The following is a 25,480-nucleotide window of genomic DNA, read 5'->3' on the forward strand; positions in this document are numbered from 1 at the left end:
TCGCCTATCAGATCGGGCAACCGCCCATCTTCTCTTCTTCGCTCAGCGTATCCAGTTTGAGAATATTCAGCATGCTGTTGGCGATTTCTCGTTCGCCCATCACCACCTGATTCGCCCCGCGATCGGAGATATAAGATACTTCGTCATCGTAGTGCGCACGGGCGATGATCTCGATGTTCGGCCGCTTGGTACGTGCCGAAGCCACGATTTCACCGGCCTCGTAACCGTTGGGAATGGTCAGCAACAGCCAGCGTGCACAGTCGAGTCGCGCCAGATCCATTACTTCAGGATTGGCGGCGTTGCCCAGCACCGTTTTGATGCCTTGTTCACGCAGGGCTTCCACCCGTGGGCGGGAGTTCTCGATCACCACCAGCGGAATACCGGCTTCGGCCAACTTTGCCCCCAGCAGGCTGCCGACGCGGCCATAGCCGACCACCAGCGCATGGTTGCACATATCTACCGGGATCTGCTTTTCTTCTTCCACCGCTTCTTCCATTATCTGGTCTTCCATGGTTTCGGTTTTGGCCAGATAACGCTCAAGCAGCGTGAACAGCAACGGATTCAACATAATCGACAAGATGGCCCCGGCCAGCACCAGATTGCGGCCGTGCTCCGACATCATGCCCAGTGTGATCCCAAGGCCGGCCAGAATGAAGGCGAACTCGCCAATCTGCGCCAGGCTGGCAGAAATAGTCAGCGCGGTGCGTTTGGAGTGGCCGAACATTTTCACCAGCAGGAACGCTGCCGCCGATTTCCCGAACACGATAATCGCCAGCGTTGCCAGCACCGCCAGCGGCTCGTTGATCAGGATCATCGGATCAAATAGCATGCCGACCGACACAAAGAACAGCACGGCGAAGGCATCGCGCAACGGTAAGGTATCGTGGGCCGCGCGATGGCTCAGCTCCGACTCGTTCAGCACCATGCCGGCGAAGAAGGCTCCCAGGGCAAAGGAAACGTCGAACAGCTTCACCGCGCCATAGGCAATGCCGAGCGCCAGTGCCAACACGGCGAGGGTAAACAGCTCGCGCGAGCCGGTGCTGGCGGTTTTCGCCAGGATCCACGGCACCAGCCGGCGGCCCACCACAATCATCAGCGCAATAAAGGCGATGACTTTACCAATGGTGATTGCCAGCTCAGTCAGCAACTGGCCGCTGCTGGCGTTGTCATTGCCCAGCATGTTGCCGAACGCAGGCAGCAATACCAGCGTCAGCACCATCGCCAGGTCTTCAACGATCAGCCAGCCAATGGCGATTTGCCCGCGCTGGCTGTCGATCAGTTGGCGTTCTTCCAGCGCACGCAGCAGCACCACGGTACTGGCGGTAGAAAGACAGAGACCGAACACCAGGCCGGAAATCAAATCCCAGCCGAGCAGCTTTGACAGCCCCATACCCAACAGAGTGGCGACGGCAATCTGTGCCACGGCACCGGGAATAGCGATATGTTTAACTGCCAGGAGGTCTTTAAGCGAGAAATGGAGGCCAACACCGAACATCAACAGGATCACGCCGATTTCCGCCAGTTCCGGTGCCAGCGAGGTGTCGGCAACAAAACCGGGGGTAAAAGGGCCGGCGAGCACGCCTGCGGCAAGATACCCCACCAGCGGGGAGATGCGCAGGCGATTCGCCAGCATTCCGAGGAGGAAGGCAAGTACTAACCCTCCGACAATGGTGGTGATTAAGGGTGTTGAATTATGCATCCAGACTCCTTCTAGCTATGCATGGCAGCAGAGGGGAAACGCAACAAAGTTACGAAAAGATACATTTAGTTTATTGCATTTGTTCGCGTCTTGCTTAGCTAAATTGAGCTTTTTTGCGAAAAAGCAGAGGATTCCGCTTTGGGCAGGGCAGTAAGGGGATTTAACACTAAATAAGTCAAATAACGTTGGTTTGTTCGGGAGATAACCCGACTGAGCGCAATGATTCAGCCGGGTTTTATCAGGGGTATTACGAGTTATGGTCCATATTAGGCAGTAATGCGGTGATAATGCCGATCAGTGGCAAGAAAGCACAGATTTGGTAGACCAATTCGATACTGGTCAAATCTGCGACATAACCAAGAACGGCTGCGCCTAATCCCCCCATACCAAAAGCAAAACCGAAGAATAAACCGGAAACCATACCCACTTTCCCGGGGATCAGCTCCTGTGCATAAACCAGAATGGCCGAAAATGCCGAAGCGAGAATTACCCCGATAATGACGGTTAAAATGCCGGTCCAGTAGAGAGAAGCATAGGGTAAAGCCAGCGTAAATGGCGCAGCACCCAGTATTGAGCCCCAAATGACATATTTACGCCCTATCTTGTCGCCGAGAGGCCCGCCAATTATGGTTCCTGCTGCTACGGCAAACAGGAATGCAAACAGGTGAAACTGCGCATTCTGCACGGAAACGCCGAACTTATGTATCAAATAAAAGGTGTAATAGCTGCTGATACTGGCCAAGTAGAAGTATTTGGAGAAAATCAGCACCAGCAGGATGCCCAGCGCATAGGTGACAGTACGTTTTGGCAGCGGTTTCACCGTTGAGGACACTTTTGGCTGACCTTTTGTTGCCCGGTGCTGATGTTGATACCATTTGCTGACTTGCAACAGCACCACAATAGCCAACAGCGCGGCCAGTGAGAACCAGGCCACGTTACCTTTGCCATAAGGCGCAATAATCAGCGCGGCCAGCAGGGGGCCGAGAGAGCTGCCAAAGTTACCGCCGACCTGGAACAACGATTGAGCCAGGCCATGTCGGCCACCGGAGGCCATGCGCGCAACGCGGGAGGACTCAGGGTGGAACACCGAGGAACCGGTGCCGACCAGCGCCGCCGCCAGCAGCACCAGCGGGAAGGTATTGGCGACGGACAGCAGCAGCAGCCCACACAGCGTAAAGCCCATGCCGATCGGCAACGAATAGGGCTGCGGGTGTTTATCCGTGTAGTAACCGATTAACGGTTGCAATAAGGAAGCCGTGAGCTGATAGGTCAGAGTAATCATGCCGATCTGCACGAAGCTCAGGCTGAAGTCAGCCTGCAGGATCGGGTAAATCGCCAGGATCAGCGATTGAATCATGTCGTTAAGCAGGTGAGAGACGCTGATGGCACCGAGAATCGAGAATGCAGTCCCTTTAACCGCGCTGCCCTTGGCCGGTGGCATGGCAGTATCGCTACGGTCGGTCATTTTATTATTAGCCTGGTAAGTTTTAGAGGACAGAGCAGATATCTTAGCAAGTTGTTCAATATTTGCCATATCCGACATAATTTGACGTATATCGCAAAAATTTGAAATCAAAGGGCTTTGTTTCGCGTTACAATTTCGGTCACCTCAAAAAAGCCGTTAATGATCATATGGAGTTCTGCCATGCGCTTTTCGTTAAAAACCACCGCATGCGCTTTGGCCGTATCCCTGACTTTCCTGTCGGGAGCCGCCAGCGCCTGGGAAAAGGATAAGACCTACGACATCACCATTTTGCACACCAACGATCACCACGGCCATTTCTGGCAGAACGATCATGGCGAATATGGCTTGGGTGCACAGAAAACCTTGGTAGACAGCATCCGTCAGGAAGTCGCGGCGCAGGGGGGCAGCCTGTTGCTGCTGTCGGGCGGTGATATCAACACCGGCGTGCCGGAATCCGATCTGCAAGATGCCGAACCGGACTTCCGCGGCATGAATCTGGTGGGTTACGACGCAATGGCGATCGGCAACCATGAATTCGACAACCCGCTCAGCGTACTGCGTCAGCAGGAGAAATGGGCGACTTTCCCTCTGCTGTCGGCCAACATTTATCAAAAAAGCACCCAGCAGCGTCTGTTCAAGCCCTATGCCTTATTTGACAAGCAGGGGATCAAGATTGCGGTCATCGGCCTGACGACGGATGACACGGCCAAGATTGGCAACCCGGAATATTTTACCGACATCGAGTTCCGTGTGCCTGCACAGGAAGCCAAACAGGTAGTGGAGCAATTGCGTAAGGACGAAAAGCCGGACGTGATTATCGCCGCAACGCACATGGGCCATTACGATGACGGCAATCATGGCTCCAACGCGCCGGGCGATGTTGAGATGGCGCGCAGCCTGCCTGCCGGCTATCTGGACATGATCGTTGGTGGTCATTCGCAGGATCCGGTCTGTATGGCGGGCGAGAACCACAAGCAGGTGGATTATGTGCCGGGTACACCGTGCGCGCCGGATCGTCAGAACGGCACCTGGATTGTGCAGGCGCATGAGTGGGGCAAGTACGTGGGCCGCGCCGATTTCCAGTTCCGTAACGGTGAGCTGAAGCTGGTGCATTACCAACTGATCCCGGTCAACCTGAAGAAGAAGGTGGAGAAAGCCGACGGCACCAGTGAGCGCGTGTTTTACACCCAACAGATCGCAGAAGATCCTTCCATGATGAAGCTGCTGACGCCGTTCCAGGAAAAAGGTAAGGCGCAGTTGGACGTCAAGATTGGCAGCGTCAACGGCAAGCTGGAAGGCGACCGCAGCAAAGTGCGCTTTGTACAGACCAACCTGTCACGCGTCTTGTTGGCAGCACAGATGGAACGTGCCGAGGCTGACTTTGCGGTGATGAGCGGTGGCGGGGTGCGTGACTCGATTGAAGGCGGCGATATCACCTATAAAAACGTGCTGAAAGTGCAGCCATTCGGCAATACGCTGGTCTACGTAGAGATGAAAGGCAGCGACGTGGAAAAATACCTGGCGGTAGTCGCCAACATGAAGGTAGATTCCGGGGCCTATGCGCAGTTTGCCAACGTTAGCCTAACGGCGGACGGTCAGGGCGTCAGCAACGTCAAGATCAAAGGGGAACCGCTGCAGGCGGACAAAACCTACCGTATGGCCACGTTGAACTTCAATGCGTTGGGCGGCGACGGTTATCCGAAGCTGGATACCCTGCCAAGCTACGTCAACACCGGGTTTATCGATGCCGAAGTCTTGAAGCAATACATCGAGAAGCACTCACCGCTGGACGCAGCGGCCTATGAGCCTAAAGGCGAGATCGTTTATCAATAATATTATGGCGGCTTTTACCGGTTAAAAGCCGCCGTCGATTTTCCCCGCATTACCACACTTCTAGTATAAAAGAATTCTAATATTATTAATTTCAATATTGTTTTCCCTGTCTTGCATAATTGTATTTCTATTTTCTTTGTCTATACCTTTAGGGTTAATGATTTTATCTTTCTTAAATCATAATTTTTCCAGGGAATAAAGATCAGCGAAATAATCGTGATTGAAGAGGAAATGAAATGTACAGGACAGCAGTGCTTTTATATGGCGTCGTCGGCTATTTTTTAGGGTTGGTTGGCTTTGTTTTGCTTATTTTATTACTTAACGGCTGGGGGCTGAGAAATATGGTCGCCGTTAGGGAGGATACCGACGTATGGCCCTGGCTGGTGAATATCGTTTTGCTTTTGCTGTTTGGCTTGGTGCATTCCGTTATGGCCCATGAGAGGTTCAAGGCCCGTTTGGCGTTGTCCCCGGCATTGGAAAGAAGCTCCTATGTGTTAATTGCCGGTGCGTCGTTGGCGCTACTGGCGCTTGCGTGGCAACCACTGCCGGGCGTCTTGTGGCGGTTACCGCCAGACAGTGTTGCCGCATGGGGGCTTAACGGTATTAGTGCGCTAGGGTGGCTCGTGGTCTTTGCGTCAACCTGCATGATCAGCCACACCGACTTATTTGGCTTGCGACAATCCTGGCTGCAATGGAGAGAACGCCAATATACCGATTTGCCTTTTCAGGTAAGAGGATTTTACCGGTTGACGCGGCATCCCATGATGACGGGAATGTTACTGGCATTTTGGTTCACTCCAGAGATGACCGCTGGGCGTCTATTATTTAATTCAGGTATGACATTATATATTTTGGTGGGTGTTTATTTTGAAGAACGTAGCCTGCTTAAAGCTTTAGGGGCGGATTATCAGCGGTATTGCCGACATGTTCCCATGTTGTTGCCGCGAATGGGGATACGGAATAAGCCGACGGAGTAATCAGATCCCGCGGCCGACGTTGGGACTGCGGCCGCGTCATCAGGCTACTAGTCGCGCTTGGCGATATCGGCGAAGCTGCCGGCCAACAGCCGGCAAAGATCTTGCGCCGCCAGTTCGATGTCCAGCCCGCGTTTACCGCCGGAGACATAAATGGTGGCGAACTGCTGTGCCGGGCTGTCGATCACCGTTGGCAGCCGCTTTTTTTGCCCCAGCGGGCTGATGCCGCCGACCAGATAACCCGTCACGCGCTGCGCCAGTAGCGGATCGGCCATCTCTGCCTTTTTGGCGCCGAGCGCACGTGCGACCTTTTTCAGATCCAACTGTGTAGCTACCGGCGTGACCGCCACTGCCAGATGTTTGGCGTCGCCGTTCAGCGCCACCAGTAACGTTTTATAAACGCGGTCTGCATCCAGCCCCAATTTTTTCACTGCTTCATCGCCGAAGTTGGTTTCAGCACTGTCGTGATGATAAGGATGAAGGGTAAAAGCGACTTTTTGTTTCTCAAGCAGGATCACTGCGGGCGTCATGTGTTTTCCTCTTCCCTGTTAAGCGGGAGGTTGCAAACGGATGCAACAAAATTACAAAAATATAACGGTAACAGCAACCTGAGTGGCAGGCGCGTAAAGCGGGTTGCCAAGATGTTCACTGGGTTGCTACCCTGTCTGTTGTAACCGTTAACACGGTTGCTATGCGTATAACTAAAATACAAGAAATTCCTCTTTGACTGGCCAGTAGCGATATTGGCCACTTTTTTACTGCGCCTGCAGCATCGCCGGCAGATTATCCTCGCCATACAGATGCAGTGCGCCTACCGCCACCACGTAATTTCCTGGCGGTAACGCCTCCAGCTTTTGTTGCCAGTCGCGATTTCGTTGGTGCATCAACACGTCATACAGATCGGCGCTGAATGTGGCGGGCAGGGTTTCGAGCATACCGCTGGGTTTTGCGTCTAGCCACCAACTCACCATGGTTTGCAGCAAGCGTGCGTTGGTGTGCCAGTGCTCCAGCGTGTCGCGCAGCAGCGCTATTCCTCCCTCCGGTAACTGTTCCAGCATACTCATCTGGTGTTCCGCCCCTTCCAGCTCAATCACCTTTTTATGCTGGTCTCTGGCCGCCTGCAACAGTTGATAATCCACGCCGTATTCGGCGCGTAATCCCAATCGCTGAGCCTGACGGGCTTGCATCATTAACGCTACCTGCCAGCCGGGCAGGGTGGAAAAACTGTCGGCGTCGGCACCCAGCTCCTGGCACAGCGTCAGCAATTGCTGAAATTCTGACTCTGAGAGCCGCTGTTCAAGCTCCGGTTGCTGTTCGATGTGGTCAAAGGGCGAGGCGGAACCGGTGATGTCGGCTTCAACAATCAGGGCATCTGCCTGTTTGAGGCGAGCTGCCAGCTTGGCCGGCAGCGGCGACATATCCACCGTGCCCATATGGATGCTGCCCACCAGATGGAACTGACGATCGCCGGGCAGCCGAATATCCAGCGCCGGGTAGGCGTAAGTCATCGGGGATATCAGGCCGAGAAAGGCGGCGATTCGGCGTAACAGTTGACCCATACAGCGTGGCTCCTGAATAGCGTGTTCACCCTTGGCTTGGCAAGGTGAGGATTCCCCATGCTAAACGCTATCCGCCGGACAAGAAAGCCTGAAGAGTGAAGGAATTATCCCAAAGAAAAAGGGGCGCACTATTTGCGCCCCTTGGGTATTTAGCGTTTGGGTTTAAAACGCAGCAGTCGGTTGGCGTTACTGACCACGGTAATGGAGGACAGCGCCATAGCAGCGCCCGCCACCACCGGGCTGAGCAGGGTGCCGGTCAACGGATACAGTACCCCGGCGGCAATCGGGATGCCGAGCGTGTTGTAAACAAAGGCCCCCAGCAGGTTCTGCTTCATATTGCGCAATGTGGCTTTAGACAGCTCAAGCGCATCGGCGACGCCGTTCAGGCTGTGGCGCATCAGGGTGATGGCGGCAGTCTCAATGGCGATATCGCTGCCGCCTCCCATGGCAATGCCGACATCGGCCTGCGCCAGCGCCGGCGCGTCGTTGATACCGTCGCCGATCATGGCTACGCGGTGACCCTGCGCCTGCAGCTGTTTGATCGCTTCGGCTTTGCCCTCCGGCAACACGCCGGCAATCACCCGGTCGATACCGGCCTCTTTGGCAATGGCGTTGGCGGTCACCGGGTTATCGCCGGTTAACATCACCAACTGATAGCCCTGACGGTGCAAGCGCTGTAGCGCTTCAACGCTGTCGGCGCGCAGCGGATCACGGATGGCGAACAGCGCGGCCGGCTTACCCTCGACGGCCAGCAGCACCGGCGTAATGCCGCGCTCTGCCTGTTGCTGCATCTGTGTGTCCAGCTCGGTGGTGGCCACCTGATGCTGTTGTAATAACGCAGCATTGCCCAGCAGCAACTTCATGCCGTCCACTTCGCCGCTAACGCCGGCACCGCGCAGGGTACGGAACTGCTTAACCTGCGGCAGCGCTTGTCCTTCGGCGTGATCAACGATGGCACGGGCCAGCGGGTGGCTGGCGCCCTGTTCCAATGCGGCAGCCCAGCGCAGTGCCTGCTGCTCGCTCGCCTGGTTAAACGTGAGGATTTCTACCACCCGCGGCTGACCTTCGGTCAGGGTGCCGGTTTTATCAAACACCAGGGTGTCGAGTTGGCTTGCCTGCTGCAAGGCATCGGCATGACGTACCAACACGCCAAATTCGGCGGCGCGGCCCACTCCGGAGATGATCGACATCGGCGTCGCCAAACCCAGTGCGCAAGGGCAGGCGATGATCAAGACCGTGGTGGCAATCACCAGTGTATAAACCAGCTGCGGTTGCGGGCCGAAGAAATACCAGATTGCGGCGCTGAACAGGGCGATAGCCACTACCGTCGGGACGAATACTGCAGAAATGCGATCCGCCAGCTTACCGATCTCAGGCTTACTGCTCTGCGCCTGACGCACCAGCTTGATGATGCGTGCTAGGGTGGTTTTGCTGCCGATAGCGCCGGCACGGAATAGCACACTGCCGTCATCGACCACCGTCCCGGCATGTACGGTATCACCCACGCTTTTTTGTTGCGGCACCGCCTCGCCGGTCAGCATTGCTTCATCCAGCCAGACTTCACCCTGAATTATCTCACCGTCTACCGGAATACGATCGCCGGTCGTCAGCCGCAGCGTCATGCCGAGCTGCACCTGCGCCAACGGGATGCTTTTCTCGCCATCGTCGGTCACCAGGCGCGCCGTCGGCGGCGTCAGATCCAACAGCCGTTCCAGCGCCTGCGATGAGCGTTGGCGAGCGCGTTGTTCCAACGCATGGCCCAGGTTTATCAGACCGATGATCATTGCGCTGGCTTCGTAGTACAGATGCCGCGCCGCCATCGGGAAGAAATCCGGCCACAGGTTGACGCTGATTGAGTAAAGCCAGGCGGCACCGGTGCCCAGTGCGACCAGGGTGTCCATGGTGGCGCTGCCGTTCATCAGCGCGCGCCAGGCATTACGATAGAAATGCCCGCCGGCGAACACCATCACCGCCAGCGTGAGCAGGCCGACCAGCAGCCACGGACGCTGAGTTTCCGGCGTCAGTGACATGCTGCCACCAAACAGCCCCCAGGCCATCAAGGGGATACCCAGCGCCAGGCCAAGCGCGGCTTGCCAGCGAAAACGCTTCATATTGGCCTGCGCAGTTTGCTGTTGGCGCTCGCGGCGTTCGGTTTCGTCCTGGATCATTTCTGCGCCGTAACCGGCTTTCTCGACCGCCGCGACCAGCGCTTGCGGATCGGCGCTGCCGGTGATCAGCGCGCTGCGTTCCGCCAGATTGACGCGCGCCTGATCTACACCGGATACGCTTTGTAGTGCATTTTGCACTTTACTGACGCAGCTGGCGCAGCTCATGCCACTGAGCAAAAGCTGCACGCTGTCATCATCATCGCCATTAGAGGTTGCCGGAAGGGGAGACGAGGCCGTTGCCTGGGTTTCCGGCAATACAGGGACTGATTCAGTCAACGGCTCAGTTTTTGGGGAGGTAGCGGCTCCGGCAAGGCTGGCGTGATAACCCGCGTCTTCAACTGCGGCGATCAACGCCTCGGGAGCGGCTTCACCGTAAACCTTGGCGCTGTCGATACTGACGTCGGCGGCAATCACCCCCGGCACCGCTTCCAGCGCTTTGCGGGTGCTGGCAGCGCAGTGCATGCAGCTCAGACCGTTCAACTGCAGCTCGGTATCCGGCTGTTGCGCCACGGCGGCCTGATAGCCGGCAGCGACTACGCTGTCGATCAGCGCCTCGCTAGACGCCTCGCCAGTGACTTTGGCATAGTGGACATTGACCTCTGCCTGTTCGACATCTTCGCGGCTTTCCAGGGCTTTTTTCACCCGCTGCGCGCAGTTCATGCAGGTCAGTCCCTGCAATGCCAGCACTGTGGTTTGTGACATGATTCGATTCCTCGCTCAGGTGCGGTGTTTAAAGGTTGACCGCTTAGCCTATTTTCACTAAGAATGGAGTCTAAACCTTCCAGCAAGGGGAAGGTCAAGGGGGATAAATGAATATCAGCGACGTGGCGAAAAAAACCGGTTTAACCAGCAAGGCAATCCGCTTCTATGAAGAGAAAGGGCTGGTTACCGCGCCGATCCGCACCGATAACGGCTACCGCAGCTACAGCCCGAAGCACATTGAGGAGCTGACGTTGCTGCGTCAGGCGCGGCAGGTGGGGTTTAACCTGGACGAATGCGGCGAACTGGTGGCGTTGTTCAACGATCCGGCCCGTCACAGCGCCGATGTGAAAGCACGCACCCTGCAAAAAGTGGCGGACATTGAAAAACACATCGCCGAGTTGGGTGAGATGCGCCAGCGTTTACTGGCGCTGGCGGATCAGTGTCCGGGGGATGACGGAGCAGAGTGCCCGATCATTAATAACCTGGCAGGGTGTTGCCACAACCATTAACGAATAACGGCGCGGATCACCAGCGTTATGCCTTCGACGGCGATCACTTCCACCTCGGTGCCCACCGCCAGATCGTCACTGGCCTGCGCACGCCAACTGCTGTCGCCGATGTTAATGCGCCCCATGCCGTTGTGCATGGGTTCCGTCAGCGTGGCGCGGGTGCCAATCAGCTGGCGGTTGCGCTGGTTCAGCACCAGCGAACCGCTGGAGGCCGCCGCCGGACGTTGGCGCAGCCAATACCACCACAGGTAGGCCACCACCACGGTCAGCACGGCAAAAATCACCCCCTGCCATTCCCAGGCCAACTGCGGCAACAGCCAGACGATCGCGCCGACCACCACCGCGGATACGCCGCTCCATAGCAGGTAGCCGCTGGCGCCGAGCATTTCGGCCGCCAGCAGCAGCCCGCCAAGGGAGAGCCAGAACCAGTGCGGGTTTGCTGCAATTTGTTCGAGCATGATTATTTGCCTTTGGTGTCTTTCAACAGCTCGGCAATGCCACCAATTGAACCGAGCAGGCTGCTGGCATCCAGCGGCATCATGATGACTTTACTGTTGTTGGCTGAGCCGATTTTCTGCAGCGCATCGGTGTATTTCTGTGCCACAAAGTAGTTCACCGCCTGGATATTGCCGCTGGCGATAGCATCGGAAACCAGTTGAGTCGCACGGGCTTCGGCTTCCGCGGCACGTTCACGGGCTTCCGCCTGCAGGAACGCAGACTGACGCTCACCTTCCGCCTTGAGGATTTGCGACTGTTTGTCGCCTTCGGCACGCAGGATAGCAGCCTGACGTACGCCTTCGGCCTCCAGAATATCCGCACGCTTGGTTCGCTCGGCCTTCATCTGGGCGTTCATTGCCGAGATTAACTCTGCCGGTGGACGTACGTCGCGGATCTCGATACGGGTGATTTTAATGCCCCAGGGGTTGGTGGCTTCATCGACAATGTGCAGCAGGCGACTGTTGATGCTGTCACGCTGCGAGAGAATTTCGTCCAGCTCCATTGAGCCGAGCACGGTACGGAAGTTGGTCATGGTCAGGTTGACGATCGCCAGTTCCAGGTTGCTGACCTCATAAGCGGCACGGGCCGGATCCACCACCTGGATAAAACACACCGCATCGATGGCCACATTGGCGTTATCGCGCGAGATGATTTCCTGAGATGGAATATCCAGTACTTGTTCCATCATATTGATTTTTCTGCCGATGCGGTCCATAAAAGGCACCACCAGGTTTAAACCTGGCATCAGCGTTTTGGTGTAGCGGCCGAAGCGTTCCACCGTCCATTGGAACCCCTGCGGAACAATTTTGACGCCGGCAAATACGATGATTAGCGCGACGACAATCACGATGGGAATAAGGGTAAACATGGCAAACCTCCTGTCGGACATATGTAAACGAATATTACGCCAGCTACCGTGCAAAGACTAATAAATCAGGGGTGTTGTGCCATTAACATTCCAAATTGGCATGTTTCCAATAATTTTAATTCATTTCATGACGTTGTCCGCCTTGGCTAGAGTAAAAAGCATTGCCGTTTTTCACTTCAAATATTTGTCATTTATATTTGCGACTATGCTTTTTGAAATGACATCTAGCGCCAAGGATTGTTATGGACTCAATCAGTGTTGATGAACTCGCCCCGAAAAAAGATCGTTGGTATCGCATTGTGGAGGAATTGTTGTCCTCTGCCGATGTGGCCATCAACGGCAACCGCGCCTGCGATATCAAGGTACATAATCCGGCGTTGTTTAAACGCATTTTGCAGGAGGGATCGCTCGGGTTCGGCGAAAGCTACATGGATGGCTGGTGGGACTGTGAGCGACTGGATGTGCTATTTACCCGCATTCTGCAGGCGGGCGTCGATGAGCGCTTGCCTAAAAACCTGAGCGACATTGCGCGCATCGCCTATGCCCGGCTGTTTAACCGTCAGTCGCGTAAACGCGCCTGGCAGGTGGGTAAGGAGCATTACGATATCGGTAACGATCTGTTCCGCGCGATGCTCGATCCCTATATGCAATATTCCTGCGGCTATTGGAAAGACGCTGACACGCTGGAGCAGGCGCAGCAGGCCAAGTTGAAAATGATCTGCGAGAAGTTGCAGCTGAAACCCGGTATGTCACTGCTGGACATCGGCTGTGGCTGGGGCGGATTGGCTCAATATGCGGCAGAAAACTACGGCGTGTCCGTGTATGGCGTGACGATTTCCGCCGAGCAGCAAAAGCTGGCGCAGGAACGCTGTCAGGGATTGGACGTAGAGATACAACTGCAGGATTATCGCGATCTTGACCGTCAGTTTGACCGCATTGTCTCCGTCGGCATGTTCGAACACGTGGGGCCGAAGAACTACGACACGTATTTCCGCGTGGCAGCGCGCAACCTCAAGCCCGATGGGCTGTTCCTGCTGCACACCATAGGTGCTAACCAAACCAATTTGCACGTCGACGCCTGGATAGACAAATACATTTTCCCCAACGGCTGCCTGCCATCGGTACGGCATATTTCCGAGGCCAGCGAAGGACGTTTTGTGATGGAGGATTGGCACAATATCGGCGCCGATTACGATCGAACGCTGATGGCCTGGTATGAGAATTTCAAACGGGCGTGGCCGCAGCTGGCCGAAGAGTATTCCGAGCGGTTCGAGCGGATGTTCACCTATTACCTGAATGCCTGCGCCGGCGCGTTCCGTGCACGGGATATTCAGCTATGGCAGGTGTTGTTCAGCCCGAAGGGGGTGGACGGTGGGGTTCGTGTTTACCGCTGATATCCCCTTCGTCTTTCCAGCCACATCGTTGTTGGCTGCACGCTCGAGCCCTGGTCACTTAGTTATCTAAGCTCCCAGGGCTTCTCGCGTTTGCCGCCTAGATGTGGCGGGAAATCCATTGGGGATCTGTCCCAAATAACTAAGGCCATACCCTAAATAATTGGAGTTGCATCACGGCGGCAAGTTTGTAAGTCCCCAGTCACTTACTTAAGTAAGTGACTGGGGTGAGCAAACGCAGCCAACACAGATGCAGCTTCAAGTATGACGGGTATTAATACAGTAATGAATACAACTGGCGGCGGTACTTAGCTGCTAATGCGTCGCCGGTGCCCAGCGCGGCCAGAATATCCATCAGCGTCTTGCGCGCGTTGCCATTGGCAGCGGCGAGATCTTTCTTCAGATGCCCCATCAGTAGCTCCAGCGCTTCTTCATTGCGCCCGACCTGATGCAGTTGCAGCGCCAGCTGCACGGCTAAATCGACGTTCTCCGGTTGCTGCTCCACCTGCTGTTGCAACTGTTGAATTTCCGGCGTGTCGGCAGCCTGCTTCAGCAGCTCAATCTGCGCCACCAGACCCTGATAGCGGGTATCACGATCCTGCAGCGGAATGGTCGCCAGCACGGTTTCGGCATCTTCAGTGCGGTTCAGCGCTATCTGGGTTTCTGCCAGTGTCAGGCCAATATCGCTGCGTTGCTGGCTGGCTTGCCAAGCGTCTTTCAACAGCGGTAACGCCTCAGTGGCATTGCCTTCGGCCAGCAATTCAGTCGCCTGCGTCAGCTTCAAATCTTCTTCTTTGGGCAGGAAACGCTGCAGGAATTCGCGGATCATCTCTTCCGGCTGCGGGCCCTGGAATCCGTCGACCGGCTGGCCGTCTTTGAACAGGTACACCGTCGGCAAAGAACGCAGGCCAAACTGGGCCGCGATGGCCTGTTCGGCGTCGCAATCCACTTTTGCCAGCACGAACTGACCGGCATATTCCGCCGCCAGTTTGTCCAGTATCGGGGTGAGCTGCAGACAGTGTTGGCTGCGATCCGACCAGAAGTAGAACACCACCGGCAGGGACATTGACTGTTCCAGCGTCTGGTGCAGGTTAGTTTCGTTAATATCAACAACAGCTTGAGCTAGCATGTATTTTCTCTCTGATCTTGCGGAGCCATTGGCTTTTAAATGGGGGCGGAGTGGCGTTCTTCAACCCCGCCGACCCAATTAACCGTTGCTGCGCAGCAGCCAGTCCAGGCAGCGGCCGGGCAGGATGCGACGCAATACGCTGAGCGCGTGCGCCAGCAGGGTCACCGGGTAACGCAGTTTAGCCCTTGGACTTTCCAGCGCGTGGCGCAATTTGGGCAAAATGGCTTCCGGCGGCAGCGTCAGGCGCTTGGCAATACCGGGGTTATGCACCGGTTTGTCGCTCTGCGCCTGATTGACGTTCTGGGTAAAGTGGGTAGATATGGGGCCAGGTTCAATCAGGCTGACCTGAATGCCGGTACCGTGCAGCTCCATGCGCAGAGCATCGGACCAGGCTTCCAGCGCAAACTTGCTGGCGGCATAGGCACCGCGTCCGGCGCTGGAAACCAGCCCCATCACCGAACTGGTCTGAATAATGCGCCCCTCGCCGTGCGGCAGCATTGCCGGCAACAGCAACTGGGTTAACTGATGGGTGCCAAACAGGTTGGTGGCGAATTGGCGTTCCAACTGCTGGCGCGAAATGCTGCTCAGCGGCCCATAAACGCCAAAGCCGCCGTTGTTGAACAGGCCGTACAGCCGATTGCCGGTCAGTTCGATCACCTGTGCGGCGGCACGTTCGACGCTGTCGCTGTCGTCCAGATCCAGCTCAATGCCTTCCAGCCCAAGCTGGCGCATGTTTTCCACGTCCTGCGGTTTGCGGCAGGCGGCCAGCACGCTGTAGCCGCGGTTACGCAGATCCTGTGCTGCAATCAATCCAATCCCGCTGGAACAGCCGGTTATCAACACTGCTTTTTGCATAACTTTACCTAGTGTACAACGCTATTTAGTTAGACTCATGTTTTACTAGAGGTTCCAGACGTTCCGCCATCCAGGTGGCGATAAACGGTTGGGCATCCTTATTGGGATGCAATCCGTCATCCTGCATCCATTCCGCTTTTACCACCACCTGTTCCATATAGAACGGCAGCAGCGGAATGTTGAACTGTTTGGCCAACTGAGGGTAAACCGCGCTGAAGGCCTCGGTATAACGGCGGCCATAGTTGGGCGGGATGCGGATCTGCATCAGCAGCGGCTGTGCGCCGGCCTGCTGTACCAAGGTGATGATTTGGCCGAGATCGCGCTGCAGGTCCTGTGCCGGGAAACCTCGCAGACCATCGTTGGCGCCCAATTCAATCAGCACCCAGCGCGGCTGGTGGTGTTTTAGCAATTCGGGCAGGCGGGCGAGCCCCTGTGCAGCGGTGTCGCCGCTGATACTGGCGTTGACCAGTTGCGGATCGCCCGGCTTTTTCTGCCATTGATCGGCCAACAGCGTCGGCCAGGCCTGCGCCACCGGCAAGCGATAACCGGCGCTTAAACTGTCGCCTAAAATCAACAGGGTATCGGCGGCGACAGCGCGTAAACTGAATAATCCCAACAGCAAAAGGAAGGGAAGATGCCAGCGGAAAACGTTCTTGAAGTTCATCATCTTAGTAAACACGTTGGTCAGGGTGAGCATCAGCTCTCCATCCTTACCGGAGTCGAGCTGGTTGTCAAACCCGCGCAGACAATTGCCCTGATTGGCGAGTCCGGTTCGGGCAAGTCAACGCTGCTGGGGATCCTCGCAGGGCTGGATGACGGCAGCGAAGGGGACGTGCATTTGTTGGGCGAATCGCTGACCGCGCTGGACGAAGAGGGCCGCGCCGCGCTGCGTGCCAAAAATGTCGGCTTTGTATTTCAATCATTTATGCTGGTGCCGACGCTCAATGCGCTGGAAAACGTGCAGTTGCCGGCGCTGCTGCGTGGTGAAAGTGACCGCCAGAGCCGTGAGCAGGCGGTGCAACTGTTGGAACAGTTGGGTTTGGGCAAGCGCCTTGATCATTTGCCGGCGCAGCTCTCCGGTGGCGAACAGCAGCGGGTGGCGCTGGCGCGGGCGTTTAGCGGGCGGCCACGGGTGCTGTTCGCCGATGAGCCGACCGGCAATCTCGATCGCCAGACCGGCGAGCGCATCGCCGATTTGCTGTTTTCACTCAACCGCGATTTCTCCACCACCTTAATCCTGGTCACTCATGATGAAACCCTGGCGGCGCGCTGCCAGCGGCGGCTGCGCCTGCGCGAAGGCAAGCTGTGGGAGGAAGCATGATCTGGCGCTGGTTCTGGCGTGAGTGGCGCTCGCCGTCGCTGCTGATCGTTTGGCTGGCGCTGACGCTGTCGATGGCCTGCGTACTGGCATTGGGCAGCATCAGCGATCGTATGGACAAGGGCCTGAGCCAACAGAGCCGCGATTTTATCGCCGGTGATCGTGTGCTGCGCAGCGCCCGGCCGGTACCGGAAGGCTGGCTGCTGGATGCGCAGCAGCAGGGGCTGAAGGTCAGCCGGCAGCTGTCGTTCACCACCATGACCTACGCCGGAGACCGGCCGCAGTTGGCGGACGTGAAGGCCACCGATCTGGCCTATCCGCTGTACGGCAAGCTGGAGACCCGTCCGGCTAATGCCAAGCTGACGCCGGGCAGCGTATTGGTCGCACCGCGTTTGCTGGCGCTGTTGAACGTAAAGGTGGGTGATACGTTGGACGTGGGCGACACCCAACTGCGGATTGCCGGTGAAATCATTCAGGAGCCGGATTCCGGCTTTAACCCGTTCCAGACCGCGCCGCGTATCATGATCAATCTGGCGGATGTGGATAAAACCGGGGCTGTGCAGCCGGGCAGTCGCCTGACCTACCGTTATATGTTTGCCGGAGCTGCGCAGGATATTCAGCGTTACGAAGATCGCCTGACGCCGCAGCTCGGCCCGGATCAGCGCTGGTTCGGACTGCAGGAATCCGGCAGCGCATTAGGCAAATCGCTGCAGCGTTCGCAGCAGTTCTTGCTGTTGTCCGCATTGCTGACTTTGCTGCTGTCGATTGCCGCCGTAGCGGTGGCGATGAGCCACTATTGCCGCAGTCGTTACGATCTGATCGCGGTGCTGAAAACGCTGGGTGCCGGTCGTAGTGCGTTGCGTAAGCTGATTGTCGGCCAGTGGCTGGCGGTGATCCTGCTGGCTGCGGTATGCGGGGGGATTATCGGGTTGGGATTTGAGGCGGTGTTGATCCGCCTGCTGGCTCCGGTGTTGCCGGGGGAGCTGCCTGCCGCCGGGACCTGGCCGTGGCTGTGGGCGATCGGCGCGTTGCTGATGATTTCGCTGCTGGTGGGGCTGCGGCCATACCGGCAGCTGTTGGCGACTCAGCCGCTGCGGGTGCTACGCCGCGATGTGGTGGCTAACGTCTGGCCGCTGCGCTACTTCCTGCCGGTGACGGCGGTGATTGTGATAGCGTTGCTGACCGCGCTGATGGGCGCCAGCACGCTGCTGTGGTCGATCCTGGCCGGTATTCTGGTGCTGGCCTTGCTGTTGGGCGCTATCGGTTGGGGCAGCCTGCTGCTGCTGCGTCGTATTACGCTTAAAAACCTGGCGCTGCGTCTGGCGGTCAACCGTCTGTTGCATCAGCCTTGGGTGACGGTGAGCCAACTGGCGGCCTTTTCGCTGTCGTTTATGCTGTTGGCGTTATTGCTGGTGTTGCGTGGCGATCTGCTCGAACGCTGGCAACAACAACTGCCGCCGGACAGCCCAAACTACTTCCTGTTGAACCTGACCGAAGCGCAGGTGCCGCAGGTGAAGACTTTCCTGCAACAGCATCAAATTGCACCTGAGACCTACTATCCGATTGTCCGTGTTCGCCTGACTGAGATTAACCAGCAGGTGGCGACCGAACGGGTGCACGAGGACGATCCGGGCGGTGAAGCGGTGAATCGCGAACTGAACCTGACCTGGCTGGCGGATTTGCCGGCCCACAATCCTTTGCTGGCGGGCAGTTGGCCGCCTAAGACCGGCGAAGTGTCGATGGATCAGGGTATTGCCGGGCGGCTCAAGATCAAGCTGGGCGATACGCTGACCTTCAGTGGCGATACCCAGTCGTTCAGCGCCAAGGTGACCAGCCTGCGGCAGGTGGATTGGGAAAGTCTGAAGCCGAACTTTTACTTTATCTTCCCGCCGGGTGCGCTGGACGGTCAGCCGCAAACCTGGCTCACCAGTTTCCGCTATGACGGGGACGGCCAGATGTTAACCCAGCTCAACCGTCAGTTCCCGACGCTCAGCCTGCTGGATATCGGCTCGATCCTCAAACAGGTGGGCGGCGTGCTGCAGCAGGTCAGCCGCGCACTGGAAGTGATGGTGGTGCTGGTGGTGTTGTGTGGCGGCCTGTTGCTGATGGCCCAGGTGCAGGTGGGGATGCGTCAGCGACGTCAGGAGTTGGTGGTGTATCGCACGCTGGGCGCAGGCAAGCGCCTGTTGCGCAGTACGCTGTGGTGTGAATTTGCCCTGCTGGGGCTGGTGGCGGGCATCGCCGCTGCGGTGGGCGCCGAGGCGGCACTGTGGCTGTTGCAAAGCCAGGTGTTTGACTTCCCGTGGGCACCGACACCGTTGCTGTGGTGGGCACTGCCGTTGCTCAGCGCGCTGTTGCTGTCGCTGTGTGGCGGTTGGCTGGGCGTGCGTTTGCTACGTGGTCAGGCGCTGTTCCGCAGCTACGACGGCTAGTTCCTTCAGGTTATCGACCGGCCCATTGTTCAGGGGCCGGTCGACGTTACTCTCCGCACGACCCGTTTCTCGTTAACACTACCGCTTTCAATCCCTGCCTCGATCTGTCGGCCATCCTCTTGGCCGAACCCTGCGTGAAATCGGTTACACTCTGCCTTCGAGTTACTCAATTTATTGGGAGCGGCTAAGGTAAAATGATATTGCTGTCACCGCCATATTAGGGCATGAATGCTTATGTTTAGCCTTTAAAATCAGTGATGAGTGTTGGTTTTAAGGTTGTGTTTCTGTTTTTATCTAAACAAATAATAAATGTAATCGTTTCCACTAATGTGATCGCACTCACTTCTCTCTGGCGAATTGCCTCCTATCATACGGGCAACTTAAGCACGTTATCGTTTGGAGGCTGTATGAGTACTACCGTCAAAGTGTCGGCGGCTGAAAAGAGTCAGAGCAATGCAGGGATGACTTTTTTCGTCTGTTTTCTGGCCGCATTGGCTGGGCTGCTATTCGGTCTGGACATCGGGGTTATTGCGGGTGCTCTGCCGTTTATCACCGACTCGTTTAACATCACCAGCTCCCAGCAGGAGTGGGTGGTCAGCTCAATGATGTTTGGGGCGGCGGTCGGCGCCGTGGGCAGTGGCTGGATGAACTTCCGTATCGGGCGTAAATACAGCCTGATGATTGGCGCCGTGTTGTTTGTCGTTGGTTCACTGTGCTCAGCCGCGGCTCCCAACGTGGAAATCTTGCTGATTTCTCGCGTGCTGCTTGGGCTGGCGGTGGGGGTGGCTTCTTATACCGCGCCGATTTATCTGTCTGAAATTGCCCCGGAGAAAATTCGCGGCAGCATGATCTCGATGTATCAGTTGATGATTACCATCGGCATTCTGGCGGCCTACCTGTCGGATACCGCATTCAGCTATACCGGCGCCTGGCGCTGGATGCTGGGCGTGATCACCATCCCTGCGGTATTGCTGTTGATCGGCGTGTTCTTCTTGCCGGATAGCCCGCGCTGGCTGGCTTCGCGCAATCGCCATGAGCAGGCGCGCCAGGTATTGGAAAAGCTGCGTGACACCAGCGCTCAGGCGCAGCACGAACTGAATGAAATTCGCGAAAGCCTTAAGCTGAAACAGAGCGGCTGGGCGCTGTTTAAAGACAATAAAAACTTCCGCCGCGCCGTGTTTCTTGGCGTTCTGCTGCAGGTGATGCAACAGTTCACCGGGATGAACGTCATCATGTACTACGCACCGAAAATTTTTGGCCTGGCGGGCTTTGCCAGTACCGCACAGCAGATGTGGGGGACGGTGGTTGTCGGCCTGGTTAACGTGCTGGCGACCTTTATTGCCATCGGGTTGGTTGACCGCTGGGGGCGCAAACCGACGCTGACGCTGGGCTTTGTCGTCATGGCGGTGGGCATGGGCGCGCTGGGGACCATGATGAATGTGGGCATGACCTCGCCGGCCGAGCAATACTTTGCCATCATCATGCTGCTGATGTTTATTGTCGGTTTTGCCATGAGCGCCGGCCCGCTGATTTGGGTGCTGTGTTCAGAGATCCAGCCACTGAAAGGCCGCGATTTTGGCATAACCTGTTCTACCGCCACCAACTGGATTGCCAACATGATCGTCGGGGCGACGTTCCTGACCATGCTCAATTCGCTGGGTAGCGCGCACACTTTCTGGGTGTACGCAGCGCTTAACCTGGTATTTATCTTCATCACGCTGGCGTTGATTCCGGAAACCAAAAATATCTCGCTGGAGCATATCGAACGCAATCTGATGGCCGGCAAACCGTTACGCAACATTGGTTCGCGCTAGCCGACAGGCTGGGCATAGGATATTCGTTCAGGCATCTGGCGTTAACGCCAGATGCTGACGACAGGAGGATATTATGGCGATTTTGGTGACCGGCGGTGCCGGATACATTGGTTCGCACACCGTATTGGCGCTGCTGGAACGGGGTGAGGATGTGGTGGTGCTGGACAATTTGGTCAATGCGTCTGAAGAGTCCTTGCGGCGCGTAGCGCAGCTGACGGGCAAAGCCGCAAAGTTCTATCGGGGTGATATACAGGACGCGGGCTGCTTGCAGCGGATCTTTAACGAGCAGCAGATTGCTTCGGTGATCCACTTCGCCGGTCTGAAGGCGGTAGGGGAGTCGACCCAGAAGCCCCTGGAGTATTATCAAAATAACGTGACGGGCACGTTGGTCCTGCTGGAAGCGATGCGTCAGGCCGGCGTTCACCGGTTTATCTTTAGCTCCTCCGCCACGGTGTACGGTGAAAATGCGCCGGTGCCTTATCGCGAGGATATGCCGATTGGCGGCACTACCAGCCCTTACGGTACCTCAAAATGGATGGTGGAGCAGATCCTGCAGGATTTTGCCAAGGCCGAACCGGCATTTTCGATTATCGCGCTACGCTACTTCAACCCGGTAGGCGCCCATGAGTCGGGGCTGATTGGTGAAGACCCCAGCGGCATTCCCAATAACCTGCTGCCGTATATCGCGCAGGTCGCTATTGGCCAGCGTGAAAGCCTGAGCGTGTTCGGCGGCGATTACCCGACCAAAGATGGCACCGGCGTGCGTGATTACATTCACGTGATGGATGTTGCTCAGGGCCACCTGGCGGCGATGGACCACTTAAAACAGATCGTCGGTTTCAAAGCCTATAATTTGGGCTCGGGGGTAGGGTATTCGGTGTTGGAAATGGTGCAGGCGTTTGAGAAAGCTTCGGGGGTAACCATTCCCTACCAGATTTTACCGCGCCGTGCGGGCGATCTGCCTGCCTTCTGGGCCGATGCCAGCCTGGCGAAACAGGAGCTGGGCTGGCAAGTGCAACGCGGCCTTGATCTGATGATGCGCGATACCTGGAACTGGCAAAGTAAAAACCCGCAGGGCTACCGCCAATAGTTTTTCATCGACAGTAACAAAGGGTTCAGCTTGCTGAACCCTTTGTTTTTAGTGCGGCGTAACGCTTAAGCCAGCTTTTGCTGCGCCCAGGCCAAACCGCTTTGGTATTCGGCCGGTAACAGCGGCGCCAAAGCCTGCAATGCCTGTTGCAACACACCGGCGTCGGGATCGTTCAGGTTGAGATGCCCAACCTTGCGGCCCTCGCGCACCTCTTTCTCGTACCAGTGCAGATGCACCAGCGGTAACGCCAGCCACTGCTGATTTACCGCGGTACCGATCAGGTTGACCATCACCGACGGGGTGCTCACGACCGGCTTCGGCAGCGGCAGGGCGAGAATGGCACGCAGGTGCAGTTCGAACTGGCTGATAGACGCGCCGTTCTGCGTCCAGTGGCCGCTGTTGTGTACCCGAGGCGCCAGTTCGTTAATCAACAGACGATCGCCAACGATAAAACACTCCATCGCCATGACGCCGACGTAGTTCAGTTCATCAAGGATCGCCGTCAGCATCTGTTCAGCTTGCTGTTGCAGCGCAGGATTGGGCAGCGGCAACGCCACGCTGGTGCGCAGAATGCCTTCTTCATGCAGGTTATGGGTCAGCGGATAGAACACCGATTTACCGTCGTGTCCGCGTGCGCCGACCAATGAGACCTCGCCGGAGAAGTTAATTCCCTGTTCGACGATGCATTCGCCATAGGCATCGGCCGGCAATTCGGCTTCCTGACCTGGGCGCAGGCGCCACTGACCCCGGCCGTCGTAACCGCCGACGCGACGTTTAACGATAGCCAGTTCGCCCAGGGTCGCGAAAACCTGCGGCCACTCGGCGACGTCGGTCAGCAACTGCCAGGGGGCAGTGGCCAGGCCGAGCTGATCGAGTAACTGTTTTTGCGTCAGGCGGTCCGCCAGACGGGGGAAAATATCGCGGTTAACGAAGCTGTTGTGGGTCGCCAGCTCACGCGTCAGCGCGGTTTCCGGCCAACGCTCGATTTCGGCGGTGATCACGCTGTTTTGATAAGGTACCGCTTCCGGCTCAGCGTCGAGGCCAACCGGATAGACGGCGATCCCCAGCGGCTCACCGGCCTGGCGCAGCATACGCCCCAATTGACCGTTACCCAGTACGCAAACCGGCTTCATGCTTCCTCCCGCGGGTCCGGGTTATTCAGCACCTCGTCAGTCTGCGCCTGACGCCAATCGGCCAGGCGTTGCGCCAACTCAGCGTCATGCAACGCCAGAATTTGCGCTGCCAGCAGTGCAGCATTGGCGGCGCCGGCCTTGCCGATCGCCAGGGTGCCTACCGGAATACCGCGCGGCATTTGCACGATGGAATACAGGCTGTCCACGCCGCTCAAGGCAGCGCTTTGCACCGGCACACCCAGCACCGGCACCAGGGTTTTCGCCGCCAGCATACCCGGCAGGTGCGCAGCACCGCCCGCACCGGCAATGATCACGTCGATACCCTTGGCGCTTGCCTGTTCGGCAAAGCTGAACAGCTTGTCTGGCGTGCGATGAGCGGAAACGACTTCGACATGGAACGGGACGTCGAGTGAGGTCAGGACTTCGGCCGCAAACTGCATGGTGGCCCAGTCACTTTTCGATCCCATTACAATTGCGATTTTAACCTCAGCGTGAGTGGCTGAAGCGGCGTTGGCTCCCATGGGTGTAAGGCTCCTGTAATTGTACAAACGACGGCCGATTGCCTGCGGCGGGAGGCCGAATGAGGGCGTAGAGCATACCATGAGCGAACGGCAAGGAAAACGGTTGCGTCGCCGGTTTTGATCGTCAAAAGCGCGAATTTTTATACCCGCGCGTGAAGTCAGAAGCTTAGAAAGGGAATTGGATCAGTTCGACGGCGTCGGCGCTGACTTTGATCAGCGAGCCTTCTTCATGCCAGGCACCCAGCACTAAACGGTGAGCTTTGCCGTTGCTCAGCGTCAGCTCATGCACGGCCGGACGATGCGTGTGGCCATGGATCATCCAGTGAACCTGGTGGTTCAGCATGGTTTGCTCAACCGCCTGCGGGTTGACGTCCATGATGGCGTCCGATTTGTATTGGTTGCTTTGCCGGCTGCGGGCACGCATTTTAGCGGCGATCTTAAGGCGCCAGCGTAAAGGCATTGCCAGGAACAATTTTTGAATCAGTGGGTTGTGTACTTTTCGGCGGAACTGTTGGTAGGCCCGATCGTCGGTACACAGCGTGTCACCGTGCAGGATCAGGATTTTGCGGCCATACAGGTCCAGCACCTTTTCTTCCGGCAGCAGTTGCATGCCGCTGGCACGGGCAAAGCGCCTGCCCACCAGAAAATCACGGTTGCCGTGGATAAAGTAGCAGGGCACACCTGCCTGTTGCAGCGTTTTCAGCGCCGCAGCGATTTCAGCATGCAGCGGTTCGGGATCGTCATCGCCGATCCAGGCTTCGAACAGATCGCCGAGTATGTACAGGGCTTCGGCGTGTATGGCATCTTGCCGCAAAAAACGCAGAAAACCGGCAGTAATTGCCGGTTCCTGTGCGCTTAAGTGCAGATCTGCAATGAACAGCGTGTTCATTCAGCTGCGATTACTCGCTGACGGTAACGCTGGTGACGATCACGTCTTCTACCGGTACGTCCTGGTGCATGCCGCTGCGGCCAGTTTTCACGGCTTTGATCTTGTTAACCACGTCCATGCCTTCAACCACTTCAGCAAACACGCAATAGCCCCAACCCTGGGCGTTTTCGCCGCGGAAGTTCAGGAAGTCGTTGTCTGCTACGTTGATGAAGAACTGTGCGGTCGCGGAGTGTGGATCGTTGGTACGCGCCATTGCCAGGGTACCGATGGTGTTTTTCAGACCGTTGTTGGCTTCGTTCTTGATGGTGGCTTTGGTGTCTTTCTGGCTCATACCCGGCTCAAAACCGCCGCCCTGAATCATGAAGCCATTGATAACACGGTGGAAAATGGTGTTGTTGTAGAAACCGTCACGGCAGTAGTTCAGGAAGTTTTCAACGGTAACCGGTGCTTTGTCCGCGAAGGTGTTGATAACGATGTCGCCGTGATTAGTGTGGAAAGTAACCATAGTTTTAGTCCTAACAAGATGAAGTGAGATGTCACATGGAGCGAGTGAACTATCAGACCGCCGTTATAACATATCTCCTGTAATGAGTCAGCAGCGGCTAAACCGCGCTCAGGCTGTGGTAAATGGCA

At 56.8% G+C, this 25,480-nt stretch carries 22 protein-coding genes; 8 read left to right on the forward strand and 14 right to left on the reverse strand.

All coding sequences use genetic code 11. The annotated features are described in order from the left end of the window. Positions 1 to 7 precede the first annotated feature (7 nt). Entirely contained in the window at positions 8 to 1,699 is a 1,692-nt protein-coding gene (gene ybaL / locus NR114_RS08945; protein WP_041414282.1) for a YbaL family putative K(+) efflux transporter, read from the reverse strand. 247 nt (positions 1,700 to 1,946) lie between these two features. Further along, positions 1,947 to 3,164, reverse strand: a complete 1,218-nt coding sequence (locus tag NR114_RS08950) for an MFS transporter (RefSeq protein ID WP_116691045.1) — start codon at positions 3,162 to 3,164, stop codon at positions 1,947 to 1,949. A 180-nt stretch (positions 3,165 to 3,344) separates the two neighbouring features. On the opposite strand from NR114_RS08950, the gene ushA reads away from it, so the two are divergent. Continuing rightward, on the forward strand, positions 3,345 to 4,997 hold the full coding sequence (gene ushA, locus NR114_RS08955) for a bifunctional UDP-sugar hydrolase/5'-nucleotidase UshA (protein WP_020825544.1): 1,653 nt from the start codon (positions 3,345 to 3,347) through the stop codon (positions 4,995 to 4,997). Between the two features lie 236 nt (positions 4,998 to 5,233). Further along, positions 5,234 to 5,974 carry an isoprenylcysteine carboxylmethyltransferase family protein gene (locus tag NR114_RS08960; protein ID WP_234528991.1) on the forward strand — a complete coding sequence of 247 codons (741 nt, stop codon included), beginning with the start codon at positions 5,234 to 5,236 and terminating at the stop codon, positions 5,972 to 5,974. 47 nt (positions 5,975 to 6,021) lie between these two features. Here the strand turns inward: NR114_RS08960 and ybaK are convergent, their stop codons facing one another. The 3 genes from ybaK to copA form a co-directional block, all read right to left on the reverse strand. Further along, positions 6,022 to 6,501, reverse strand: a complete 480-nt coding sequence (gene ybaK, locus NR114_RS08965) for a Cys-tRNA(Pro)/Cys-tRNA(Cys) deacylase YbaK (RefSeq protein WP_020825546.1) — start codon at positions 6,499 to 6,501, stop codon at positions 6,022 to 6,024. A 225-nt stretch (positions 6,502 to 6,726) separates the two neighbouring features. After that, positions 6,727 to 7,530 carry a TraB/GumN family protein gene (locus NR114_RS08970; protein WP_115059820.1) on the reverse strand — a complete coding sequence of 268 codons (804 nt, stop codon included), beginning with the start codon at positions 7,528 to 7,530 and terminating at the stop codon, positions 6,727 to 6,729. Between the two features lie 149 nt (positions 7,531 to 7,679). Beyond that, entirely contained in the window at positions 7,680 to 10,400 is a 2,721-nt protein-coding gene (gene copA, locus NR114_RS08975) for a copper-exporting P-type ATPase CopA (RefSeq protein WP_234528992.1), read from the reverse strand. 107 nt (positions 10,401 to 10,507) lie between these two features. Here copA and cueR point away from each other — a divergent pair, with 107 nt between their 5' ends. After that, positions 10,508 to 10,909 (forward strand): Cu(I)-responsive transcriptional regulator, encoded by a 402-nt coding sequence (gene cueR, locus NR114_RS08980; RefSeq protein WP_020825549.1) that lies wholly within the window; start codon positions 10,508 to 10,510, stop codon positions 10,907 to 10,909. Here cueR and NR114_RS08985 read toward each other — a convergent pair. Both NR114_RS08985 and NR114_RS08990 read right to left on the reverse strand, forming a co-directional pair. Continuing rightward, complete coding sequence (locus NR114_RS08985) at positions 10,906 to 11,367, reverse strand: NfeD family protein (protein ID WP_256814071.1); 462 nt, start codon at positions 11,365 to 11,367, stop codon at positions 10,906 to 10,908. The genes cueR and NR114_RS08985 overlap by 4 nt on opposite strands. 2 nt (positions 11,368 to 11,369) lie before the next feature. Continuing rightward, positions 11,370 to 12,275: an SPFH domain-containing protein gene (locus NR114_RS08990; RefSeq protein ID WP_020825551.1), complete on the reverse strand. Its 906-nt coding sequence runs from the start codon at positions 12,273 to 12,275 to the stop codon at positions 11,370 to 11,372. Positions 12,276 to 12,517: 242 nt separating this feature from the next. On the opposite strand from NR114_RS08990, the gene cfa reads away from it, so the two are divergent. Beyond that, positions 12,518 to 13,669, forward strand: a complete 1,152-nt coding sequence (gene cfa, locus NR114_RS08995; protein WP_046374327.1) for a cyclopropane fatty acyl phospholipid synthase — start codon at positions 12,518 to 12,520, stop codon at positions 13,667 to 13,669. Between the two features lie 271 nt (positions 13,670 to 13,940). On the opposite strand, the gene NR114_RS09000 is transcribed toward cfa, so the two are convergent. The 3 genes from NR114_RS09000 to tesA all read right to left on the reverse strand — a co-directional run bounded on the left by NR114_RS09000 (position 13,941) and on the right by tesA (position 16,314). Continuing rightward, positions 13,941 to 14,795 (reverse strand): co-chaperone YbbN, encoded by an 855-nt coding sequence (locus NR114_RS09000; RefSeq protein ID WP_234531049.1) that lies wholly within the window; start codon positions 14,793 to 14,795, stop codon positions 13,941 to 13,943. 78 nt (positions 14,796 to 14,873) lie between these two features. Next, complete coding sequence (locus NR114_RS09005) at positions 14,874 to 15,650, reverse strand: SDR family oxidoreductase (protein ID WP_234531048.1); 777 nt, start codon at positions 15,648 to 15,650, stop codon at positions 14,874 to 14,876. Between the two features lie 25 nt (positions 15,651 to 15,675). After that, positions 15,676 to 16,314 carry a multifunctional acyl-CoA thioesterase I/protease I/lysophospholipase L1 gene (gene tesA, locus NR114_RS09010; protein ID WP_234531051.1) on the reverse strand — a complete coding sequence of 213 codons (639 nt, stop codon included), beginning with the start codon at positions 16,312 to 16,314 and terminating at the stop codon, positions 15,676 to 15,678. On the opposite strand from tesA, the gene ybbA reads away from it, so the two are divergent. The 4 genes from ybbA (at position 16,285) to galE (ending at position 22,304) form a co-directional block, all read left to right on the forward strand. After that, positions 16,285 to 16,971, forward strand: coding sequence for a putative ABC transporter ATP-binding protein YbbA (gene ybbA / locus NR114_RS09015; protein WP_004949414.1), 687 nt, complete (start codon positions 16,285 to 16,287; stop codon positions 16,969 to 16,971). The two genes, tesA and ybbA, sit on opposite strands and share 30 nt — an antisense overlap. Continuing rightward, entirely contained in the window at positions 16,968 to 19,400 is a 2,433-nt protein-coding gene (gene ybbP / locus NR114_RS09020) for a putative ABC transporter permease subunit YbbP (protein ID WP_256814070.1), read from the forward strand. Before ybbA ends, ybbP begins: the two co-directional genes overlap by 4 nt. A gap of 407 nt (positions 19,401 to 19,807) precedes the next feature. Further along, positions 19,808 to 21,214, forward strand: coding sequence for a sugar porter family MFS transporter (locus NR114_RS09025; protein ID WP_130016219.1), 1,407 nt, complete (start codon positions 19,808 to 19,810; stop codon positions 21,212 to 21,214). A gap of 73 nt (positions 21,215 to 21,287) precedes the next feature. Beyond that, entirely contained in the window at positions 21,288 to 22,304 is a 1,017-nt protein-coding gene (gene galE, locus NR114_RS09030; protein ID WP_234530497.1) for a UDP-glucose 4-epimerase GalE, read from the forward strand. Positions 22,305 to 22,369: 65 nt separating this feature from the next. Here the strand turns inward: galE and purK are convergent, their stop codons facing one another. The 4 genes from purK to ppiB all read right to left on the reverse strand — a co-directional run bounded on the left by purK (position 22,370) and on the right by ppiB (position 25,352). After that, positions 22,370 to 23,437: a 5-(carboxyamino)imidazole ribonucleotide synthase gene (gene purK, locus NR114_RS09035; RefSeq protein ID WP_234530496.1), complete on the reverse strand. Its 1,068-nt coding sequence runs from the start codon at positions 23,435 to 23,437 to the stop codon at positions 22,370 to 22,372. After that, positions 23,434 to 23,958, reverse strand: coding sequence for a 5-(carboxyamino)imidazole ribonucleotide mutase (gene purE / locus NR114_RS09040; RefSeq protein ID WP_020825561.1), 525 nt, complete (start codon positions 23,956 to 23,958; stop codon positions 23,434 to 23,436). The genes purK and purE overlap by 4 nt, the downstream gene beginning before the upstream one ends. 166 nt (positions 23,959 to 24,124) lie before the next feature. Continuing rightward, positions 24,125 to 24,847: a UDP-2,3-diacylglucosamine diphosphatase gene (gene lpxH / locus NR114_RS09045; protein ID WP_234530495.1), complete on the reverse strand. Its 723-nt coding sequence runs from the start codon at positions 24,845 to 24,847 to the stop codon at positions 24,125 to 24,127. A gap of 10 nt (positions 24,848 to 24,857) precedes the next feature. After that, positions 24,858 to 25,352 carry a peptidylprolyl isomerase B gene (ppiB, locus tag NR114_RS09050; RefSeq protein ID WP_020825563.1) on the reverse strand — a complete coding sequence of 165 codons (495 nt, stop codon included), beginning with the start codon at positions 25,350 to 25,352 and terminating at the stop codon, positions 24,858 to 24,860. Between the last annotated feature and the right edge of the window lie 128 nt (positions 25,353 to 25,480).

It is taken from the genome of Serratia sp. Ser99, from assembly GCF_024519545.1.
Lineage (GTDB): Bacteria > Pseudomonadota > Gammaproteobacteria > Enterobacterales > Enterobacteriaceae > Serratia > Serratia liquefaciens.

What these genes read in the sequence shown, in the direction of transcription:
- NR114_RS08960 (WP_234528991.1), top strand. Translation starts at nt 5,234, where the DNA reads ATGTACAGGACAGCAGTGCTTTTATATGGCGTCGTCGGCTATTTTTTA.
- NR114_RS08990 (WP_020825551.1), bottom strand. Translation starts at nt 12,275, where the DNA reads ATGTTTACCCTTATTCCCATCGTGATTGTCGTCGCGCTAATCATCGTA.
- ybaK (WP_020825546.1), bottom strand. Translation starts at nt 6,501, where the DNA reads ATGACGCCCGCAGTGATCCTGCTTGAGAAACAAAAAGTCGCTTTTACC.
- ushA (WP_020825544.1), top strand. Translation starts at nt 3,345, where the DNA reads ATGCGCTTTTCGTTAAAAACCACCGCATGCGCTTTGGCCGTATCCCTG.
- ppiB (WP_020825563.1), bottom strand. Translation starts at nt 25,352, where the DNA reads ATGGTTACTTTCCACACTAATCACGGCGACATCGTTATCAACACCTTC.
- tesA (WP_234531051.1), bottom strand. Translation starts at nt 16,314, where the DNA reads ATGAACTTCAAGAACGTTTTCCGCTGGCATCTTCCCTTCCTTTTGCTG.
- cueR (WP_020825549.1), top strand. Translation starts at nt 10,508, where the DNA reads ATGAATATCAGCGACGTGGCGAAAAAAACCGGTTTAACCAGCAAGGCA.
- NR114_RS09005 (WP_234531048.1), bottom strand. Translation starts at nt 15,650, where the DNA reads ATGCAAAAAGCAGTGTTGATAACCGGCTGTTCCAGCGGGATTGGATTG.
- galE (WP_234530497.1), top strand. Translation starts at nt 21,288, where the DNA reads ATGGCGATTTTGGTGACCGGCGGTGCCGGATACATTGGTTCGCACACC.
- cfa (WP_046374327.1), top strand. Translation starts at nt 12,518, where the DNA reads ATGGACTCAATCAGTGTTGATGAACTCGCCCCGAAAAAAGATCGTTGG.
- ybbA (WP_004949414.1), top strand. Translation starts at nt 16,285, where the DNA reads ATGCCAGCGGAAAACGTTCTTGAAGTTCATCATCTTAGTAAACACGTT.
- ybbP (WP_256814070.1), top strand. Translation starts at nt 16,968, where the DNA reads ATGATCTGGCGCTGGTTCTGGCGTGAGTGGCGCTCGCCGTCGCTGCTG.
- NR114_RS09000 (WP_234531049.1), bottom strand. Translation starts at nt 14,795, where the DNA reads ATGCTAGCTCAAGCTGTTGTTGATATTAACGAAACTAACCTGCACCAG.
- NR114_RS08970 (WP_115059820.1), bottom strand. Translation starts at nt 7,530, where the DNA reads ATGGGTCAACTGTTACGCCGAATCGCCGCCTTTCTCGGCCTGATATCC.
- copA (WP_234528992.1), bottom strand. Translation starts at nt 10,400, where the DNA reads ATGTCACAAACCACAGTGCTGGCATTGCAGGGACTGACCTGCATGAAC.
- NR114_RS09025 (WP_130016219.1), top strand. Translation starts at nt 19,808, where the DNA reads ATGAGTACTACCGTCAAAGTGTCGGCGGCTGAAAAGAGTCAGAGCAAT.
- ybaL (WP_041414282.1), bottom strand. Translation starts at nt 1,699, where the DNA reads ATGCATAATTCAACACCCTTAATCACCACCATTGTCGGAGGGTTAGTA.
- lpxH (WP_234530495.1), bottom strand. Translation starts at nt 24,847, where the DNA reads ATGAACACGCTGTTCATTGCAGATCTGCACTTAAGCGCACAGGAACCG.
- purE (WP_020825561.1), bottom strand. Translation starts at nt 23,958, where the DNA reads ATGGGAGCCAACGCCGCTTCAGCCACTCACGCTGAGGTTAAAATCGCA.
- NR114_RS08985 (WP_256814071.1), bottom strand. Translation starts at nt 11,367, where the DNA reads ATGCTCGAACAAATTGCAGCAAACCCGCACTGGTTCTGGCTCTCCCTT.
- purK (WP_234530496.1), bottom strand. Translation starts at nt 23,437, where the DNA reads ATGAAGCCGGTTTGCGTACTGGGTAACGGTCAATTGGGGCGTATGCTG.
- NR114_RS08950 (WP_116691045.1), bottom strand. Translation starts at nt 3,164, where the DNA reads ATGACCGACCGTAGCGATACTGCCATGCCACCGGCCAAGGGCAGCGCG.